Annotated in this window: 17 protein-coding genes; 11 read left to right on the top strand and 6 right to left on the bottom strand. The window is 70.6% G+C overall.

Translation table 11 applies throughout. The features are described 5' to 3' along the window. Positions 1 to 28 precede the first annotated feature (28 nt). Genes OO70_RS13400 through OO70_RS13385 form a run of 4 tightly spaced genes read left to right on the top strand, consistent with a single transcriptional unit; the run spans position 29 to position 2,911 of the window. On the top strand, positions 29 to 964 hold the full coding sequence (locus OO70_RS13400) for a M56 family metallopeptidase (RefSeq protein ID WP_043668934.1): 936 nt from the start codon (positions 29 to 31) through the stop codon (positions 962 to 964). Positions 965 to 1,019: 55 nt separating this feature from the next. Continuing rightward, the gene (locus OO70_RS13395; protein ID WP_043668931.1) at positions 1,020 to 1,676 is read left to right on the top strand and encodes a phosphatase PAP2 family protein; all 657 of its coding nucleotides are present in this window, start codon (positions 1,020 to 1,022) and stop codon (positions 1,674 to 1,676) included. After that, positions 1,664 to 2,188 carry a hypothetical protein gene (locus tag OO70_RS13390; RefSeq protein ID WP_078651378.1) on the top strand — a complete coding sequence of 175 codons (525 nt, stop codon included), beginning with the start codon at positions 1,664 to 1,666 and terminating at the stop codon, positions 2,186 to 2,188. Before OO70_RS13395 ends, OO70_RS13390 begins: the two co-directional genes overlap by 13 nt. A gap of 9 nt (positions 2,189 to 2,197) precedes the next feature. After that, positions 2,198 to 2,911 carry an HAD family hydrolase gene (locus OO70_RS13385; RefSeq protein WP_043668928.1) on the top strand — a complete coding sequence of 238 codons (714 nt, stop codon included), beginning with the start codon at positions 2,198 to 2,200 and terminating at the stop codon, positions 2,909 to 2,911. Positions 2,912 to 3,089: 178 nt separating this feature from the next. Here OO70_RS13385 and OO70_RS13380 read toward each other — a convergent pair whose 3' ends face one another. Next, positions 3,090 to 3,338: a DUF2630 family protein gene (locus tag OO70_RS13380; protein ID WP_043668925.1), complete on the bottom strand. Its 249-nt coding sequence runs from the start codon at positions 3,336 to 3,338 to the stop codon at positions 3,090 to 3,092. A 263-nt stretch (positions 3,339 to 3,601) separates the two neighbouring features. Here OO70_RS13380 and OO70_RS13375 point away from each other — a divergent pair, with 263 nt between their 5' ends. After that, positions 3,602 to 4,339: a TetR/AcrR family transcriptional regulator gene (locus tag OO70_RS13375; protein ID WP_043668922.1), complete on the top strand. Its 738-nt coding sequence runs from the start codon at positions 3,602 to 3,604 to the stop codon at positions 4,337 to 4,339. Between the two features lie 10 nt (positions 4,340 to 4,349). Here the strand turns inward: OO70_RS13375 and OO70_RS13370 are convergent, their stop codons facing one another. Further along, the gene (locus tag OO70_RS13370; protein WP_043668919.1) at positions 4,350 to 4,823 is read right to left on the bottom strand and encodes a DUF6214 family protein; all 474 of its coding nucleotides are present in this window, start codon (positions 4,821 to 4,823) and stop codon (positions 4,350 to 4,352) included. A gap of 227 nt (positions 4,824 to 5,050) precedes the next feature. Here OO70_RS13370 and OO70_RS13365 point away from each other — a divergent pair, with 227 nt between their 5' ends. Continuing rightward, a complete protein-coding gene (locus tag OO70_RS13365) occupies positions 5,051 to 6,397 on the top strand; it encodes an FAD-dependent oxidoreductase (RefSeq protein ID WP_043668916.1) in 1,347 nt (448 codons plus the stop codon). 92 nt (positions 6,398 to 6,489) lie between these two features. On the opposite strand, the gene OO70_RS13360 is transcribed toward OO70_RS13365, so the two are convergent. Beyond that, on the bottom strand, positions 6,490 to 7,773 hold the full coding sequence (locus OO70_RS13360) for an SGNH/GDSL hydrolase family protein (protein ID WP_051741161.1): 1,284 nt from the start codon (positions 7,771 to 7,773) through the stop codon (positions 6,490 to 6,492). Positions 7,774 to 7,824: 51 nt separating this feature from the next. Further along, the gene (locus OO70_RS13355; protein WP_043668910.1) at positions 7,825 to 9,153 is read right to left on the bottom strand and encodes an extracellular catalytic domain type 1 short-chain-length polyhydroxyalkanoate depolymerase; all 1,329 of its coding nucleotides are present in this window, start codon (positions 9,151 to 9,153) and stop codon (positions 7,825 to 7,827) included. 246 nt (positions 9,154 to 9,399) lie between these two features. Here OO70_RS13355 and OO70_RS13350 point away from each other — a divergent pair, with 246 nt between their 5' ends. Both OO70_RS13350 and OO70_RS13345 read left to right on the top strand, forming a co-directional pair. After that, complete coding sequence (locus OO70_RS13350; protein ID WP_043668907.1) at positions 9,400 to 10,356, top strand: pectate lyase family protein; 957 nt, start codon at positions 9,400 to 9,402, stop codon at positions 10,354 to 10,356. A gap of 32 nt (positions 10,357 to 10,388) precedes the next feature. Then, on the top strand, positions 10,389 to 11,183 hold the full coding sequence (locus OO70_RS13345; protein ID WP_043668904.1) for a pectate lyase: 795 nt from the start codon (positions 10,389 to 10,391) through the stop codon (positions 11,181 to 11,183). Positions 11,184 to 11,247: 64 nt separating this feature from the next. Here OO70_RS13345 and OO70_RS13340 read toward each other — a convergent pair whose 3' ends face one another. Next, positions 11,248 to 12,003, bottom strand: coding sequence for a PaaX family transcriptional regulator C-terminal domain-containing protein (locus tag OO70_RS13340; RefSeq protein WP_043668900.1), 756 nt, complete (start codon positions 12,001 to 12,003; stop codon positions 11,248 to 11,250). Between the two features lie 74 nt (positions 12,004 to 12,077). Here OO70_RS13340 and OO70_RS13335 point away from each other — a divergent pair, with 74 nt between their 5' ends. Further along, on the top strand, positions 12,078 to 13,745 hold the full coding sequence (locus tag OO70_RS13335; RefSeq protein ID WP_043668897.1) for an acyl-CoA dehydrogenase family protein: 1,668 nt from the start codon (positions 12,078 to 12,080) through the stop codon (positions 13,743 to 13,745). An 86-nt stretch (positions 13,746 to 13,831) separates the two neighbouring features. Continuing rightward, complete coding sequence (locus OO70_RS13330; RefSeq protein ID WP_043668894.1) at positions 13,832 to 15,856, top strand: PBS lyase; 2,025 nt, start codon at positions 13,832 to 13,834, stop codon at positions 15,854 to 15,856. Positions 15,857 to 15,934: 78 nt separating this feature from the next. On the opposite strand, the gene OO70_RS13325 is transcribed toward OO70_RS13330, so the two are convergent. Next, the gene (locus OO70_RS13325) at positions 15,935 to 16,522 is read right to left on the bottom strand and encodes an Rv1733c family protein (protein ID WP_043668891.1); all 588 of its coding nucleotides are present in this window, start codon (positions 16,520 to 16,522) and stop codon (positions 15,935 to 15,937) included. A 214-nt stretch (positions 16,523 to 16,736) separates the two neighbouring features. On the opposite strand from OO70_RS13325, the gene OO70_RS13320 reads away from it, so the two are divergent. Continuing rightward, positions 16,737 to 17,888 (top strand): WD40/YVTN/BNR-like repeat-containing protein, encoded by a 1,152-nt coding sequence (locus tag OO70_RS13320; RefSeq protein WP_078651377.1) that lies wholly within the window; start codon positions 16,737 to 16,739, stop codon positions 17,886 to 17,888. Positions 17,889 to 17,942 lie beyond the last annotated feature (54 nt).

The following is a 17,942-nucleotide window of genomic DNA, read 5'->3' as shown; positions in this document are numbered from 1 at the left end:
ATCACCGCGCCGCTCATAGGGTGCTCCCATGATGGTCCCCGCGGCACTGTTGCTGCTCGGCGCCCTGGCCGCCGTCGTCGCCCCACGGCTGCTCGCCCGGGCCGACTGGGCGGACCATGAGCCGGTGGTCGCGCTGTGGGTGTGGCAGTGCGTGGTGGTGGCCGTCCTCCTGTGCTGCGCCCTGTCGATGACGCTCAGCGCCGCCGCCGCGTGGCAGGCGGTGCGCGGGCATGTCTTCGCCAACGCCCCGCACGCCGTCGTGGACGCCTATCCCCTGGTGACGGCCGGGCCTTGGGCCGCCGCGACCGCGGTGACCCTCGCGTGCGGCGGGGCATGGACCGCGGCGATGCTGGTTCGGGAAGTCGTACGGGCCCGGGCGCGCCGCCGGCTGCGAAGGGCCGAACTCCTCGTACGCGCCCCAGTGTTGCCCGGCGAGGAGCCGGGTGCCGAACCGCTGGTCATCCTGGAGGGAGAGCGGCCGGACGCCTGGTGGATGTCCGGTACCGCGCCCCAACTGGTCATCACCACAGCCGCGTTGCGCCGCCTCAAGGGACGCCAGCTGGACTCGCTCCTCGCGCACGAGCAGGGGCACGCGCAGGCCCGGCACGACTGGCTGCTGCACTGCTCGGGCGCGCTCGCCAACGGGTTTCCGCAGGTGCCGGTGTTCGCCGCGTTCCAGGACGAGATGCACCGCCTGGTCGAACTCGCCGCCGACGACATGGCCTCCCGCCGCTTCGGCCGCCTCACGACGGCACTGGCACTGGTCGAACTCAACGAGGACCGCGGGGTGTTCGGCCCGTGCCCCACTCCGCACGCCCATGTCCCGCAGCGCGTGCACCGGTTGCTCACTCCCCCGGACCGCCTCACGGCGATGCGCCGCCTGGGGCTGACCGCTTCGGCGGCGCTGGTGCCGGTGGTTCCGGTGCTGGTGGCGTTCGTGCCGGGGTTGAGGGCGCTGGGCTGAGGGAGCCTTGGGGCGCGGTTGGCTCGGTACACGCCGGGTCGGCGAGGATCGTCCCATGCGCACCTCGTCCCTCCCCCTCCCTCCTCCGACCATTCGGCGCACCACCATCGCCCTCGCACTGAGCTCCGCGCTGCTCCTCACCCTGGTCACGGTCGAGTGGCGTCCGCTGATCGACCTCGACGGACGGGTCGCTCGGACCACACATCGGTGGGCGGTCGAGGAGTACGGGGTGACCCGTGCGTGCCGCATCCTGACGGACTGGGTCTGGGACCCGCTGACCATGCGCCTTGTGTGTGCGGCGGCCATGGGGTGGCTGGTGTGGCGGAGCTCGGCATGGTGGACGGCCCTATGGCTGGCGGCCACGTGTGCGCTCGGCACAGTGCTGCAGCAGGGCTTGAAGGCACTGCTCGACCGTCCCCGCCCGGTATGGCCCGACCCTGTCGACTCGGCCCACTACGCGGCCTTCCCCTCCGGACACGCCATGACCGCCACGGTGGTCTGCGGCCTGCTCCTGTGGCTCCTCCACCACTACGACGCCGGACGCGCTGTGTGGCGTACGGCCATGGTCCTCGCCGTGATCTCCGTCGCGGGTGTGGGGCTGACCCATGTGTGGCTGGGCGTGCACTGGCCGTCGGATGTGCTGGGCGGGTGGCTGCTGGGGGCGCTGGTGGTGGCGGTGGCCGTCGGGGCGTACGAACGGTGGCGGGTGTGAGTGCGGCCGGGCGGCGGCATCGGTATGTCGGGCCGGCGGAGTTGCTGACGGCCGTGCGGCCGGGTGGGGAAGGACAGGTCATACGGTCGGCTTCCGATCTGGACGCCTGGCTGACCGGACGGGACAGAGACGAACTCGCCGAACCCTTCACCTTCGTCGTCGACCTGGACGGACTGCTGCGCCTGGCGCCTCGCCGGAGTGAGCACGTGGCGTGCTCCGGGGGCGCCGAGGTGCTGGGGGCGGGTGAGATGGGATTCGGGCGCGTGACGGGTTTCTGGGTCGTCGAGGAGGTCAGCAACCAGTCCACCGGTTACTGCCCCCACCTCGACTCCTGGCATGCAGTGGCACGAGCGCTCGACCGGGCCGGTGTCGGCCGTCCCGCCGCCTTCACTCACGCCGTGGTGTTCCGGCGTTGTGAACCGTGCCGGGAGATCAACATCGTGCGCGAGGGCGACTTCGTCTGCGTCTTCTGCGGGAGTGATCTTCCGGCCGAGTGGAACGTGGCTGCGTAAGATCACCGCATGAATGCCGTCCTCTTCGACTTCTCCGGAACCCTCTTCCGTATCGAGTCCACCGAATCCTGGCTCCGTGCCGTGCTGCGCGAGAGCGGAATCGCGCTGTCCGAGCCGGAGTTGGTCGAGGCGGCCCGGGCGCTGGAGTCGGCGGGGGCGTTGCCGGGTGGGGCGCAACCGGAGCGGCTGCCCGAGGAGTTCGCCGAGGTGTGGGCGATCCGGGACGAGAGTTCCGCGCTGCACCGGGCCGCGTACACCGGCGTCTCCCGCCAAGTCCCGCTTCCCGACCCGGCGTTGCACGACGCGCTGTACGACCGGCACATGACGCCGGCCGCGTGGACGCCGTACCCGGACACGGAGCACGTCCTGCGGACCCTGCACGAGCGCGGGATCGGCGTGGGTGTGGTCAGCAACATCGGCTGGGATCTGCGGCCGGTGTTCCGCGAGCACGGCCTCGACGCGTATGTGGACGCCTACGTCCTGTCGTACGAACACGGCGTCCAGAAGCCGGACCCACGGCTGTTCACGGTCGCCTGCGAGGCCCTCGGCGTCGACCCGAAGGACGTGCTGATGGTCGGCGACGACCGGCGGGCGGACGGCGGGGCGGCGGCCCTGGGATGCGGAGTGCACTTCGTGGACCACCGGCCGGTGGCGGAGCGGCCGGACAGCTTGCGGCCGGTACTCGATTTGGCCGAGCAGGGCGAACTTCGGGGACAGGGCTGACCGAAGTCGGCGAGGCTGACGTCTCCGTTCACGTTCGCACTTGCAGGTGAAGCAGCTGGGCGGCATGCCAGACGCCGGCTCATGGGCAAGACGTGGTTATCGGCCGCATCGCCGTGGTCTCCCGGCACCGCTCAGCCGGGATCACCGCCCGAGCCACCAAAGAAAGCCCGGCCGCCGCTCACCCCTGATACCCCTCCACCTCGGACTCCGGCCGCACCCGCGCCTCGTCCGGGTTCTCGCCGAACTCCACCTTCGCCCGGCGCTGCCTCAACAGGTCCCAGCACTGGTCGAGTTCGCGTTCCAGTTGGCCGAGTCGCTGGTGTTCCGTGGTGCTGTCGATCGTGCCGGAGGCGAGGGCCTCCCGGAGTTTGCGCTCGTCGTCGACCATCTCGTTGATTCGCGCGAAGATCTGCTGGTCCTGCTCCATACCCGTGCGCCTCCTCGGCTCGACACCCGTGCCCACTCTAGGGACGGATCACGTGCCGTGCGACAGATGTGCGAGAAGGCGGCGACGGACACCAGGTCAAAAGTCGCCCAGGGAAACCATTGGGGTGAAAAGGAGCCGCCCGCCTGAGACGATCCCCCGCGTCGCCCCAGACGGACGGCAGCATTCGCCAGGCCCCCCGCGACGGGCGACCCGGACGTCCTGAGTATAGTTGGCTGATAGCCAGTCAACGCAGGAGTTACAGCATGTCCCCGCGAAGCGCCTCGGTCAATGAAGAGTTGCGACGGCGTTCCCGGGAACGGCTCCTACTGGCAGCCCTCGAACTGGTCAGTGAGCGCGGATACGAGTCCACGACCTTGGGCGACATCGCGGACCGGGCCGGCTCCGCGCGCGGCCTGGTGTCGTACTACTTCCCCGGAAAACGCCAGCTCGTCCAGTCCGCGGTGCACCGCCTGATGCACCGCACGCTGGAGGAGGCGCTGGAGTGCGAGCCGCGTACCGACGACGGGCGGGAGCGGATGGCGCGCGCCATCGACGCGATCCTGGGCCTCGCGCACGACCGGCCGGTACTGATGCGCCAGCACATGGCGGGGCTCCTCCAAGGCGAGGGTTTCGTGCAGTGCCCGGAACAACGGCGCCTGTCCGAGCTGCTCGGCGAGACGATCGCGCGGTACGGGTCGGGGAACGTCCCGTCCGACTACCCGATACTGCGCGCACTGCTCATGGGCGCGGTCTACGCGGCACTCGTGCCCGGGGTGCCGATGCCGATTCCGGTGCTACGGACCGAGTTGTTCGAACGGTACGGGCTCGACTGGGAGTTGGGGGTTCCACCGGTTCCCGGCGCACCGAACAGGGCGGTCGACACGGACCTGTCGCGGTTCTTCGCGACCGACGACAGATCCACGGCTGAAGGCTCGACCGAGGATCGGTCGGCCGAGGGCAGACCCGCCGACGACCGCCCGACCGAGCCCTCCGACGCCTGAACAGCCCTGCTCAGCGCCGCGCGTGACGGGGCGTCAGAAAACCCGCGTCACGCGCCTGGGAGATGAGCCGAAGAGACCGGCGCCGACTGTGTCCGGTCGCGCACATCACCGCGAGGACGGGATCGAGGCCCTCTTCCTGGGCTGCGCGATACTCCTGCGCCACCAGCCAACGCCCCTCGATGCCACGTGGCCAGGCAGGTCGCGCCCGGCGCGCTCCACCCGAATCCGCACTCTCCTCTCCCTCCACCACCTCCGGCTCCAGCCCGCACGCCTCGAAGAGCGGTCCCTCGATCCAGTCGGCGAGCACCGTCAAGTCGTCGAGGGACAAGGCCGGTTGGGCCCGCACGTCCTCGATGGAGACGCCCTGCTCGGACACCACGGCGAGCGCGTCGACCCGGGCGCCGTCGGCGAAGGCCAGCCGGACGTGGAACCACGAGGTGGCCCCGTCGTGCTCCTGCACTTCCCACGCGGGCCACACGGACACCGCACCATCCGCCGGGCAGCGATCAAAAAGATTAAGAAAGGATGCTTCTAGCACACACGCAACGTAACCGCATGATCACATTCCATACGAACGGACACGCGCGCCCTCCTCGCGTACGGCTGTGCACGGCACCCTGTCAGCGGAGCACCGGTGGTGCGATCCTGGACCTGTCAGTGGTCGGGCGATCCAGCGATCTCCTGTGTGCCTCAGGGGTGAGGAGTTCCGCCGTGCTGCGTGTCGCCGTCGTCGGTTCCGGGCCGAGCGGGGTCTACACCGCCCAGAGCCTGGTCCAGCAGGAACCCGGGGTACTGGTCGACGTCCTCGACCGGCTGCCGTGCCCGTACGGCCTCGTGCGCTACGGCGTCGCGCCGGACCACGAGAAGATCAAGTCGCTGCAGAACAATCTGCGGTCGGTCCTGGAGCACGAGCGGGTGCGGTTCCTCGGCGGCGTCCAGGTGGGGCCCGGCGGGCTGCCGGCCTCCCGACTGCGCGAGCTGTACGACGCGGTCGTGTACTGCGTGGGCGCCGCCACCGACCGCCACCTGGGGATTCCCGGCGAGGAGCTGCCGGGCAGCTGGTCGGCGACCGAGTTCGTGTCCTGGTACAGCGCCCACCCGGACTCCGGCGCCGACGGATTCGTGCTCGGCGCACGCTCGGCCGTCGTCATCGGCGTGGGCAACGTCGCGGTGGACGTCACGCGGATGCTGGCGCGCGGCACGGCCGAGCTGAGCCGCACCGACATCCCGCAGGCGGCACTCACCGCACTGGCCGCGAGCGGCGTGACGGACATTCACATGGTGGGCCGGCGCGGCCCCTCGCAGGCCCGCTTCACCACCAAGGAGCTGCGCGAACTGGGCGGCCTCCCGGACACCGAAGTGACCGTGGATCCGGCGGAGTTGGCGCTCGACCCGAACTGTGTCGACCTCTCCGCGCTGCCCGCCGCCCAACGCCGCAACGTGGAGGCACTCCGCAACTGGGCGGCACTCCCTCCCTCCGGTGCGCCGCGCCGCATCCACCTCCGCTTCTTCCTCCGTCCCGTCGAACTCCTCGCCGACGCGGGGCGCGTGGGCGCCGTGCGCTTCGAACGCACCGCGCCGGACGGGCGGGGCGGGGTGACGGGCACAGGCCGATTCGAGGACATCGAGGCGCAGTTGGTGCTGCGCTCGGTGGGCTATCGCGGGGTGCCGCTGGACGGCCTGCCGTTCGACGCCGATCTCGGCACCGTGCCGCATCGGGCGGGCCGCGTCGTGCGCGAGGGCAGGACCGTGCCCGGCGAGTACGTGGCCGGCTGGATCAAGCGGGGCCCGACCGGCGTCATCGGCACCAACCGCCCGGACGCCAAGGAGACGGTGACGTCCCTGCTCGAGGACGCCCCCCTGCTCGTACGACACGACGCATCCGAAGACCCCCTCACCGCGCTGCGCGCCGAGGGGATCGAGCCGGTCGAGTGGGCCGGGTGGGAGGCCATCGAACGGGCCGAGGCGGAGCTTGGGGCCTCGCTCGGGCGGGGCGGTGTGGTCAAACTGCCTGACTGGGACGCCCTGTTGGCGGCGGTACGCGGGGCGCATACATAGCATCCCGTGACGAGGTCTCACCTGTGCGGCAACTCCGTCGACGGCGCAGGGAGGTCAGCCGTCGCCCCCGCCACCGCGGAGGAACCGATCGCCTAACGCAGCAGTCCGGCCGGGACCGTCGCCGCCAGCACCCCGTACCCCGCCGGATTCAGATGCAGCCAGTCACCCACCTGGAGGGACGCAAGCAGACGGCGCGGGTCGGCGGGGTCGCGTACCGCGAGGTCGAAGTCGATGACCGCGTCGAAACAACCGGCCGTGCGGATCCAGGTGTTGACCGCCTGGCGGGACAACTCGCGTTCGCCCGCCGGATCGTCGTAGGAGTTGCCGCCGAACGGAAGCAGCGTCGCGCCGTAGACACGGATGCCCTGGGCGTGGGCGCGGACGACGATCTGGGCGTAGGCCGCCAACAGGTTCTCGGCGAGCTGGTGTTGGGCGGCCGGGGTCGCGTCGGCGGTGCCGATGTCGTTGACGCCCTCGAAGACGATGAGGCGGGTGACTCCGCTGCGGGAGAGGACGTCGCGGTCGAGGCGGGCGAGGACGTTGGGTCCGAGGCCGTCGTTGAGGACGCGGTTGCCGCCGGCGGCCTGGTTCAGGATCGCTACGGCGGCGGTGGCGGGGTGGGTGCGGAGGCGGTCGTAGAGCTGGTCGGGCCAGCGGTCGTTGGCGTTGGTCGTGGAGCCTCGGCCGTCGGTGAGCGAGTCGCCCAGGATCGCCACGGCCGTGGTCGTGCGAGGGGCCAGGACCTCGATGTCGCTCAGCAGGTACCAGTGGTCGACGGGGGTCGCCCCGGGCAGCAGGTCCTGGTCCTCGGTGTGGTCGCCGGTGCGGAGGTACGACGTCGTGCGCGAGCCCGGGTGCGAGGTGAGCGCGAGCGAGGGCTGGCCCGTCGCCAGGTAGGTGGTGACCGTCAGTACGGACGCGGCGGGCACGGCCAAGTCCAGTGGGTCGGAGACCAGTTGGGCGCCGACGGAGACAGTCGCCGATCTGCGTCCGGCGAAGGTCACCGGTCTACTGCTGCCCGGCACGATCGCGCTCGCTCCCGCCTTGCCGTCCTGCGGGAGCGCCACCGTCACCGCGGTGAGCGGGAGCGGGGTGTCGCCGTAGGCGTTGGAGAAGCGCAGGCGCAGTTTCCGGCCTCCGGTGGTGATGCGGAGTGTCTGTCGCAGGGTGGTGTCGACGAGGACCGACCTGGTTCCGGTGAACGGCGCCGGTGGCAGGTTGCCGGGCTCGGTGAGCTGGGGCATCGCCGTCCAGGTGTTCACCCAGTGCGCGACAGAAGGGGAACGCCCTTCGGCACGTGCGGAGTTGGGGGCGGCCGCCAGGGCCGACAACGCCGATGTCGTGGCGACGATCGCGGTGCGTCTCGTGGGCTGCACTGAATCCACCTTCCTCGAAAAGGAGTTGGGCGCCAGGACACCGGGTGCGGGTCAACCGACCGTGCAGGTAGTCCCGTTGAGCGTGTAGGCCGTCGGTGCCGCGCTGTTGCCGGTGTGGTTCGCCTGGTAGCCGATGGTCACGCTCGCGCCCGGGGCGATCGTGCCGTCGTACGACGCGTTCGTCGCCGTCACCGTGCCGGAGGCCGGTGCGTATGTGGCGCCCCAGCCGTTGGTGATGGTCTGGCCGGCGGGCAGGGTGAAGCCGAGTTGCCACCCGTCGACCGTGCTGGTGCCGGTGTTGGTGAGCGTCACGGAGGCGGTGAGGCCGGTGTTCCAGGCGCTGGTCGTGACCGTCACCTTGCAGGGGCCGGTCGAGGGCGGGGGTGTGGTGGCACCGCCGGTCAGGCCGAAAAAGGTGAGGACGCGGGCGCCCATGCCGTAGGTGTAGAGGTTGTGGGTGACTCCCTGGAGGCTGATCGCCTCGACGGGAGCCTGGTCACCGGTGGCGCCGTAGCGGGTACGGGTCCAGCCGGTCGCCGGGGAGTCGGTGGCGGCCGGGGTCTGGCTGACGCCCAGCACGTTGGTCCACTGTTTGATCTCCTCCCCGAAGTTGGGGTAGCGCAGCGTGTCGTCCGCGGTGCCGTGCCACAGCTGCATGCGGGGGCGGGGGCCGGTGTAGCCGGGGTCGGCGCTCCGGACCAAGTCGCCCCAGTACTGCGGGGTTTGGATGACGGTGCCGTTGGCGCAGGCGGTGTTCCACTCGGAGCCGTCGGTGGTGGCGAAGCAGCCGAACGGCACTCCGGCGAAGGCGGCGCCGGCCGCGAACACGTCGGGGTAGTCGCCGAGCAGGACGTTCGTCATCATCGCGCCGGAGGAGATGCCCAGGGCGTAGATGCGGGAGGTGTCGGCGGAGTAGGTGCTGGTCACCCAGTCGACCATGGACTTGATGCCGACCGGGTCGCTGCCGCCGTCGCGGTGCAGTGCCTGGGGCGAGGAGACGTCGAAGCACTTGCTCGCGCGAGTCACCGACGGGTAGACGACGATGAACCCCAACTGGTCGGCCAGCGAGGCGTATTCGGTGCCGGAGTACATCGCCGGACCCGAGCCTCCGCAGTAGTGCACCGCCACGACGATCGCCGGGTGCGCGGTGACGGCGGCCGGGACGTACACGTACATCTGCAGGTTGCTCGGGTTGGTGCCGAAGCCGGTGACCTCGGTGAGGGTCGCGGTGGGGACGGCCTCGGTGCGGGCGGCGGCCGGGGGTGCCACCAGCGTCAGGGCCGCGAGTAAGGGCACCAGCGCTCCGAAGAGGGCGACGAGTACCGAACGGGGAGGTTTTCCGGCGGACTTGGGGGTGTTGGTGGCGGCTGTGGGGCGCACGTCATCGTCCCTTCCTGATCGCGGCTCGTGCGGCTCGTGCGGCGTCGTTCGGGGGGAACCATCGGCATCGTGGCATGGACATGAGCCCCATGGAAGCGCTCCCACGCTCCGAATAGTTTCGCGCGGAGCGTTGACTAGAAAGCGCTTGCACCCTACGTTCCGTTCAGATGTGTGACCACGAAGCCTCTCCCGGCACACCTCGTTCACGTACGCGATCTCCCGATCCCTCCGAAGGGACGCACCCGCATGCGTACTCGCCCCCGAAGGCCAGCCCTGACGGCCGCCGCGCTCGCCGCCGTCGCCGTGCTCGCGCTCCCCCAGTCCGCGTCGGCGGCCGACGCCTCGCCGGTCGGTTTCGGTGCCGGGACGACCGGTGGCGGAAGTGCCACCGCCGTCACGGTGTCGACGCTGGACGCCTTCAAGTCGGCGGTCACCGGCAGCAGTTCGAAGGTGGTCAAGGTCAACGGCCTGATCTCGCTGAGCGGTCAGGTCGACATCGGGTCCAACACGACGGTCCTGGGGGTCGGTTCGGCGTCCGGGTTCACCGGTGGAGGGCTGCGCCTGAAGAAGGTCACGAACGTCGCCGTCCGCAACCTGAACATCAGCAAGCCGGTCGCGCCCGCCGACGGCATCACCGTGCAGGCGTCGACGAAGGTGTGGATCGACCACAACGCCTTCTCGTCCGACCTCGACCACGGCAAGGACTACTACGACGGCCTGGTCGACATCAGCCACGCCTCCGACTACGTCACCGTCTCCTGGAACACCTTCAAGAACCACTACAAGGGCTCGCTCGTCGGCCACAGCGACAACAACGCGAGCCAGGACACCGGGCATCTGCGGGTGACGTACCACCACAACTGGTTCGACCAGGTCAACTCCCGTATCCCCAGCCTGCGTTTCGGCACCGGGCACTTCTACGACAACTACGTCGTCGGCGCCGAGACCGCCGTGCACTCGCGCATGGGCGCCCAGATGTTCGTCCAGAACAACGTCTTCCGCGACACGGAAGTCGCCGTCACGACGAGCCGGGACAGCGACGTGGACGGCTACGCCAACCTCAGCGGCAATGACCTCGGTGGAGCCGCCACCGAGATCTCGCAGGTCGGCACGTTCACCAGCCCGCCGTACAGCTACACCGCCGAGCCCGCCTCGACCGTCGTCGCCTCGGTGACGGCCGGCGCGGGCACCGGAAAGCTCTGACCACTCCCCCACCTCGGAGAAGGAATCGGGACATGACTTCTTCCCTACGGCCACGCGTGCTCACCGGCGCGGCGACGGCCTTCGGACTTTCGATTGGCATGATCATGGCATCCGGTACGCTCTCGCCGGCCAGTGCCGCCACCTGGCCCACCGCGAGCGGCAGTCAGGCCGTCACCTCGACGATCTCGGTCTCGGGCACCAAGGACTACGGGATGCTGCGCCTGTACGGCAGCGGCGACCTGGGCACGGGCAGCCAGGACGAGGACCAGGGCCCCATCCTGCAGCTGGCCGCCGGTGCCGTCGTCAAGAACGTCATCATCGGCTCGCCCGCCGCCGACGGCATCCACTGCCTGGGCAGTTGCACGCTGCAGAACGTCTGGTGGGAGGACGTCGGCGAGGACGCGGCGACCTTCCTGGGCTCCTCGTCGTCCAACGTGTACACCGTGAACGGCGGTGGCGCGAAGGAGGCGAGCGACAAGGTGTTCCAGTTCAACGGCGCAGGGACGCTCAACATCTCCAACTTCGCGGCGCAGACCTTCGGTACGTTCGTCCGCTCGTGCGGCAACTGCAAGACGCAGTACAAGCGCACGATCAACCTCAACACCATCGAGGCGACCTACAAGGGCAGCCGGATCGTCGGCATCAACACCAACTACGGTGACAGCGCGACCCTGAAGGCCATCACGATCGTCGGGGACACCAGCAAGAAGATGATCCCCTGCCAGAAGTACATCGGGAACAACACGGGCGCGGAGCCGACGACCAACGGAACGGGCGCGGACGGGACTTATTGCAGGTACGCGTCGTCGGACATCACGTACAAGTGAGCCCGCCCCGGTGACGGCGGCCGTACGAAGCGTCCCCGCACGGCGCTTCGCACGGCCGCTCCGGCTATGCGGACTTCCCCAGCACGGCCGCGATCAACTCCCGCCGGTGGTGCGTGTATGCGGAGCGCAGGGCGGGACCCGGCCAGTCGGCGGGCAGCAGTTCGGGGGGCAGGACCGGGTCGGCGAGCAAGTGCCGTACGGCGGCGGCCAGTACGGTGAAGCGGTCGGCCGGACGGTCGGCTGTGGCGGTGATCCGGTCGAGCAGCGCCTCGGCCGTCTTCGCCCAGGCCTCAAGTGGCCACATGGTCGCGGCCAGTTCGCGGGCGGGTTCCTCGGGGCGGGTGGTGAAGTGCCGGGCGACCTCGCCGAGTTCGTCCGGTCGGGGTCGTAGCAGATTGGCCGGGCGGAGCCAGACTCCCTCGCGGAGTTCCGCGAGCCGCAGGGCGGTCAACTCGCCGCGCAGTTCCGCGCGTTCGGCGGGGCCGCGGCCGGTCGCGGTGACCACGGTCATCTCCCAGTCGCCGTCCCAGGGGCGGGTTTCCGGATGTACGGCGATGTCCTGGCGGCGCTGACGTTCCAGCAGACGGTCGCTGAGCCGGTAGACCGCGTCCGCGCTCCGCAGGTCTCCGGCGGCCACCATCCGGCTGAGCGCGGCGCGGAGCGTGGATGCGGCGACACCGAGCGGTTCGACGGCGCACAGCAGGTCCCGTACGGGAAGCTCGGGCGGATGTGTGCCCAGCAGCAGGCTGAGGACGACCGACCGCGCGGACAGCGGGCGCAGGTCCGCCTCGCCGGGCCCTTCTGACACGTTCATCCGCATGGCCTCGTACTCTACGTGGCAGTTCTCTTGTTACATCATTGATGCGATCGCAGGGATAGTGCAACACTGGCCGTATGGCCCAGACACTCGCGCACATATCGCCGCAGCCCCGGGACGCCACGCACGACGTCACCAACCAGGCCCCGCCCCTGACCCCGTACGACGCCTCCGAGGACGCGGCCCTGCTGGAGGGGCTGCGCCGGGAGGGCGCCGACTGGGCCGACGAGGACGTACGGCGGCTCGGCCGGGCGGCGGGCAGCGAGGAGGCGCAGGAGTGGGGTGAGCAGGCGAACCGGCACGAACCGGAGCTGCGCACCCACGACCGGTACGGCAACCGGATCGACGAGGTCGAGTTCCACCCGAGCTGGCACCGGCTGATGGGTGTCGCCGTGGCCGAGGGGCTGGCCGGCGCGCCCTGGGCGGACGAGCGCCCCGGCGCCCATGTGGCCCGTACCGCACGGGGGTTGGTGTGGGGACACACCGACGCCGGGCACGGCTGCCCGACGTCGATGACGTACGCCGCCGTCCCCGCCCTGCGTGCTCAGCCCGAACTGGCCGCGGTCTACGAGCCGTTGCTGACCAGCCGGGTGTACGACCCGGTCCTGCGGGTCCCGACCGAGAAGCGCGGGCTGCTGGCCGGGATGGGGATGACGGAGAAGCAGGGCGGCTCCGACGTCCGTACGAACACCACGGCGGCCACCCCCACCGCCGAACCCGGGGTGTACACGCTGCGCGGGCACAAGTGGTTCACGTCGGCGCCGATGTGCGACGTGTTCCTCGTCCTGGCACAGGCTCCGGGCGGCCTGTCGTGCTTCCTGGTGCCGCGTGTGCTGCCCGACGGCAGCCGCAACGTGTTCCGCATCCAGCGGCTGAAGGACAAGCTGGGCAACCGTTCCAACGCCTCCTCGGAGCCCGAGTTCGACGGGACCGTCGCCTGGCTGGTCGGACCCGAGGGACGCGGCGTGAAGACCATCATCGAGATGGTCAACTGCACCCGTCTGGACTGCGTGATGATGTCGGCGACGCTGATGCGCAAGACGCTCGTCGAGGCGGGCCACCATGTGCGGTACCGGTCCGCGTTCGGCGCGCGGCTGCTCGAACAGCCGCTGATGCGCAACGTGTTGGCCGATCTGGCGCTGGAGTCGGAGGCCGCCACGACGCTCACCCTGCGGCTGGCGGGCGCGGCCGACCGCGCGGTGCGCGGGGACGATGCCGAGTCGGCGTTCCGCCGTATCGCCACCGCCGTCGGCAAGTACTGGGTCACCAAGCGCGGCCCGGCCTTCACGGCGGAGGCCCTGGAGTGCCTCGGCGGCAACGGCTACGTCGAGGACTCGGGGATGCCCCGCCACTACCGCGAGGCGCCCCTCCTCTCGATCTGGGAGGGCTCGGGGAACGTCAACGCCCTTGATGTACTGCGGGCGTTGACCCGTGACCCCGGCACGGCGGACGCGCTGTTCGCCGAACTCGCCCTGGCGCAGGGCACGGACGCTCGCCTGGACACGGCTGTGACCCGTCTGAAGGCCCAGTTGAGTACGACCACCGAGTCCGGAGCCCGCCGTCTGGTGGAACAGATGGCCCTCACTCTCCAGGCCTCCCTTCTCGTACGGCACGCCCCCGCCCAGGTCGCCGACGCCTTCTGCGCGAGCCGCCTCGGCGGCGACTGGGGGCACGCCTTCGGCACACTCCCCGACTCCGCCGGCCTCGACACGATCCTGGCCCGCGCCCTGCCCGAAGGAGACTGACCCTCGGTCACCCCTCGATTCCGCTTCGTTGTCAGTGGCGTGGTGCAGACTCGCGATCAGTTGGCACTTCGCCTGGGGAGGACAACGTGTTCACGGGGATCGACGAGGTCGACTGGGCCTCACTGCGGCATGCGTACGGCAGTGCGGAGGACGTGCCCGGACTGCTCAGGGGACTGGCCTCCACGGACCCCGTCGAGCGGGCGGGCGCGCTCGACGGGATGTACGGCGCGGTGCACCACCAGGGGACCGTGTACGACTCGACGCTCGCCTGCGTTCCGTTTCTGCTCGCGCTCGTCGCTTGCGAAGAGGTCGCGGAGCGGGGCGGGTTGGTGGAACTTCTGGTCAGTATCGGACAGGGGCACCGGCCCGAGGAGGGAGCGGCCGACGGGCGTGGGTCGGCGGATGCCGCCGTCCGCGCGGGGGCCGAGGTCTTCGTCGCGCTCCTCGGGGACCGGGACTCCGACGTGCGCCGGGCGACGGCGGAGGCGCTCGTCCGGTTCCTCGACCAACCCGCGCGCGTGCTGGGCCTGTTGCGGCAGCGGATCACGGTGGAGCGCGACGACCAGGTCCTGCTCGCCCTCACGGAGAGCCTCGGCCTGTTCGTCCGACGGCACCCGGCCCACGCCGCCGAGGCGCTGGACATCCTGCTGACGCTCGGCACTCCGCCGTACGATCCGGGGCTACGACTCGCCGCGCTCGGCCAACTCGCGGGCTGTGCACCCGAGTTGCTCCCCGCCGACCTGGTCCCGACGGTCGTGGAACTGCTCGGGGAGCGGTCCGAGCGCCGCCGGTCGGGCTGCTCGGCGCCGGACGGGGGCGGCCACCTCGACCCGGACACGCTCGCCGGAAGGTTACGGCGACTGCGGCCCTCGGACGAGGAGGGCGCGTATCTGCTGCGTACCCTCCACACCGCGCTCGGCGCTCGAGTGGCCGACCGGATCGCCCTGCTGGAAGGGCAGTTGAGCAGTCCGGACCCGGCCGACCGGTGCAACGGGGTGTGGATGGCGGCCGGCCTGTTCCGCGGGTGGCGGGCCGACTACTCGGTGCCCGTCGCGCTGATCGGCGAGCAACTGGGCACGGATATCGACCGGTTGCGCGATGCCTCGGTGTCCGTCCTGGGGGATCTCTTCCCACTCGCGGCGCCAGCCGCCGATCACCTCCACGCGCTGGTGACCGCACGCCCCGACCTGTGGGTGCACCGCTGGGAGCGCGGGACACCTACCCTGGGCGGCCCGCTCAAGGCCCTTGCCCGCAGCGGCGATTCGCGGGCGACACCGGTGCTGGCCCAGATCCTCGCGCGGCCGGTCGTACCCGACGATCTGGGGCGGGTGATCGTCCACTTGGGCCGGTCCGCCGCACCGCTCGCCCCGGCGCTACGACAGCGGCTCGGCCAGGTGCCTCTCGACTCCCCCGAGACGTACGACCGTGCCGTACCGCTGCTGTCGGCGCTGACCGCGCTCGCCGATCGGGAGGCCGTGCCGGAGGTGCTGCGGCTGGTGCGCGGGATACCGGACGGGGTGCGGTCGAGGCACCGGATCGTGGAGTCGGCGGTACGGGCGCTCGACGCGTTCGGGACCGGTGCGGACGGGGTCGTACCCGTGCTGCGGGGGCTGTTGGAGTCCGAGTGCGCGGGTGTTGCAGCGGGTGCGTTGTGGTCGGTGGAGGGGGATGCGGGGGCCGTACTGCCGGTGTTGACAAGGGAGTTGGCGGGGGCGGATGCACATCGGCGCCGGGTTGCGGCGGAGGTGGTGGCGCGGCTTGGGTCGTCCGCGCGGGCCGCGGCGCCCGGGTTGTCGCGGATGGTCGAGGCGGAGTGCGAGTGGGAGCGGACTGCGGGCGCTTGTGCGCTGTGGCGGGTCACCGGGGAGGTGGAGACGGTGCTTCCGGTGCTGCGCTCGGTCTGGACGGAGCATCCGTGGGTGCGGGGCACGGTTGCCGCGTGTCTGGTCGACATGGGGGCGGCCGGGGCTCGGCTGCATGACCTGGTGGAAAAGGAACTCGGCGTCCGGCGACGGCACTTGGCGCGTTCCGGTGGACATGGGAGCCACGACGTTCTGGAGGACGAGCGGCTCTTGAGGGTGTGCAGGGAGGTGGTGGCACCCGGTCGGTAAGCACGGCAGGGCAGGGATGACGAGAGCCCCTGTATGCGGCCTGCATACCAGGGGCGCTCAGTCCGTACGTCAGGGCACTCAGCCCGTCTTACGGCTCCACAGCGGGCCGAAGCGCGCCCATTCCTCGTCCCACTGGTCCGTGCGCCGGCGTTCCAGGCGGCCCCGGAGGGCCCGGGCGCTGACGAAGGGGACGGCCGCCGCTCCCATTCCCAGCAGGGTGCCGATGAGGGTGGCCCGGAGTTGGGCCTGCGAGGCCGTCGCGGGCCTGGTCACCAGGTGGCCCTGCGGGTCGGTCCAGACGGTCACCGGAGTGCCTATGGCGCTGCCGGAGGGGACGCGTATCTGGCCGGTGTGCGAGGAGCCGTCGGTGGCCGTCCAGCGGACCTTCGCCCAGACCAGTTCGCTGTTGGTTCTGCTGGCGTTCGCCGGGGAGGAGGGACCGGGCGCGTCCTGGGTGACCAGGGCGACCACTGGTTTCCAGTCGACGCGTTCCTGGGCCAGTTCGTGTTCGACGGACTGGGTCGCCGTCAGACCGGCGAGCACACCGGCGAGGACGGTGATCAGCCAGGCGCCGAGCACGATCCACGATTCCACCGCATCGGCGCGGCGCTTGAGCGGATTGCGCCGCCACCGCCACAACCACACCTTCGGACCTCGGAACGCCATCGAAGGCATCCTCCTCATGAACGCACTCACCTACCGAACCGCCCTCCCATACGGGAGGCGTCTGCTCGATGCTCACGACGAATACCCCGAGTCGACGGTCCCATGGCTGCCCGAACTCGCGCAGGCACATCGCGCGAGACACCCGCAGGACTGCCGGAGGAGCCGCCGTCTCTGCCCTGACCTGCAGTGATGACGGTTCCAGGGGTGACTGTCAGTGGTGGGGTGCAGACTGGCCAGTGATGGGGGCAAAGTCGCCAAAAACGCAGCGGAGGTGACCGGCATGACTGAGGTGCTGCTCGCGGTGGGCACGCGAAAAGGCCTGTTCATCGGGCGTAGGCGGGGTGGCGTCTGGGAGTTCGACGAGAGTCCGTACTTCAACGCGCAGGCGCTGTATTCGGTCGCCGTCGACACGCGTGGCCCCACGCCGAGACTGCTGGCCGGTGGAGACAGCGCGCACTGGGGTCCGTCCGTGTTCCACTCCGACGACCTGGGCCGCACCTGGGTCGAGCCGGAGCGGGCTGCGGTCAAGTTCCCCAAGGATACGGGGGCTTCACTGGAGCGGGTGTGGCAGCTGCACCCGGCGGCGGCGGAACCCGAGGTGGTGTACGCGGGGACGGAACCGGCCGCGCTGTACCGCTCCGAGGACCGGGGCGAGAGCTTCGAACTCGTCCGCCCGCTCTGGGAGCACCCCACCCGCTCACGGTGGGTGCCGGGCGGCGGCGGCGAGGGACTGCACACGGTCCTCACCGACGAGCGCGACCCGCGGGCCGTGACGGTCGCCGTCTCGACGGCCGGGGTGTTCCGCACGAACGACGGTGGCGCGAGCTGGGAGCCGTCCAACTCCGGTGTCTCGGCGGTGTTCCTGCCGGATCCGAACCCGGAGTTCGGCCAGTGCGTGCACAAGATCGCGCAGGACGCGGCGAGCCCGGACCGGTTGTATCTGCAGAACCACTGGGGGGTGTACCGCAGCGACGACGCGGGCGCGCACTGGACGGACATCGGCGAGGGCCTGCCGTCCACGTTCGGCTTCGCGGCCGTGGCCCATCCTCATCGCGGTGACACGGCGTACGTGTTCCCGATCAACGCCGACTCCGACCGGGTGCCCGCCGACCGTCGGTGCCGGGTCTTCCGTACGGCGGACGCGGGCCGGAGCTGGGAACCGCTCTCGGCGGGGCTGCCGTCCGAGGACCACTACGGCACGGTGTTGCGCGACGCGATGTGCACGGACGGCGCGGACCCGGCGGGCGTGTACTTCGGGAATCGCAACGGCGAGGTGTTCGCGTCGGACGACGACGGCGACAGCTGGCGGCAGTTGGCGTCGCATCTGCCTGACGTGCTGTGCGTCCGCGCGGCGGTCCTCGCGTGAGGGCGGAAGCTTCCGGGACAGCAACTCCCGGGCGGGAAAGCTTCGTTCAGAGAT

It is taken from the genome of Streptomyces xylophagus, from assembly GCF_000716435.1.
GTDB lineage: Bacteria > Actinomycetota > Actinomycetes > Streptomycetales > Streptomycetaceae > Streptomyces > Streptomyces xylophagus.
This window is presented reverse-complemented; position numbering and strand designations above follow the sequence as displayed.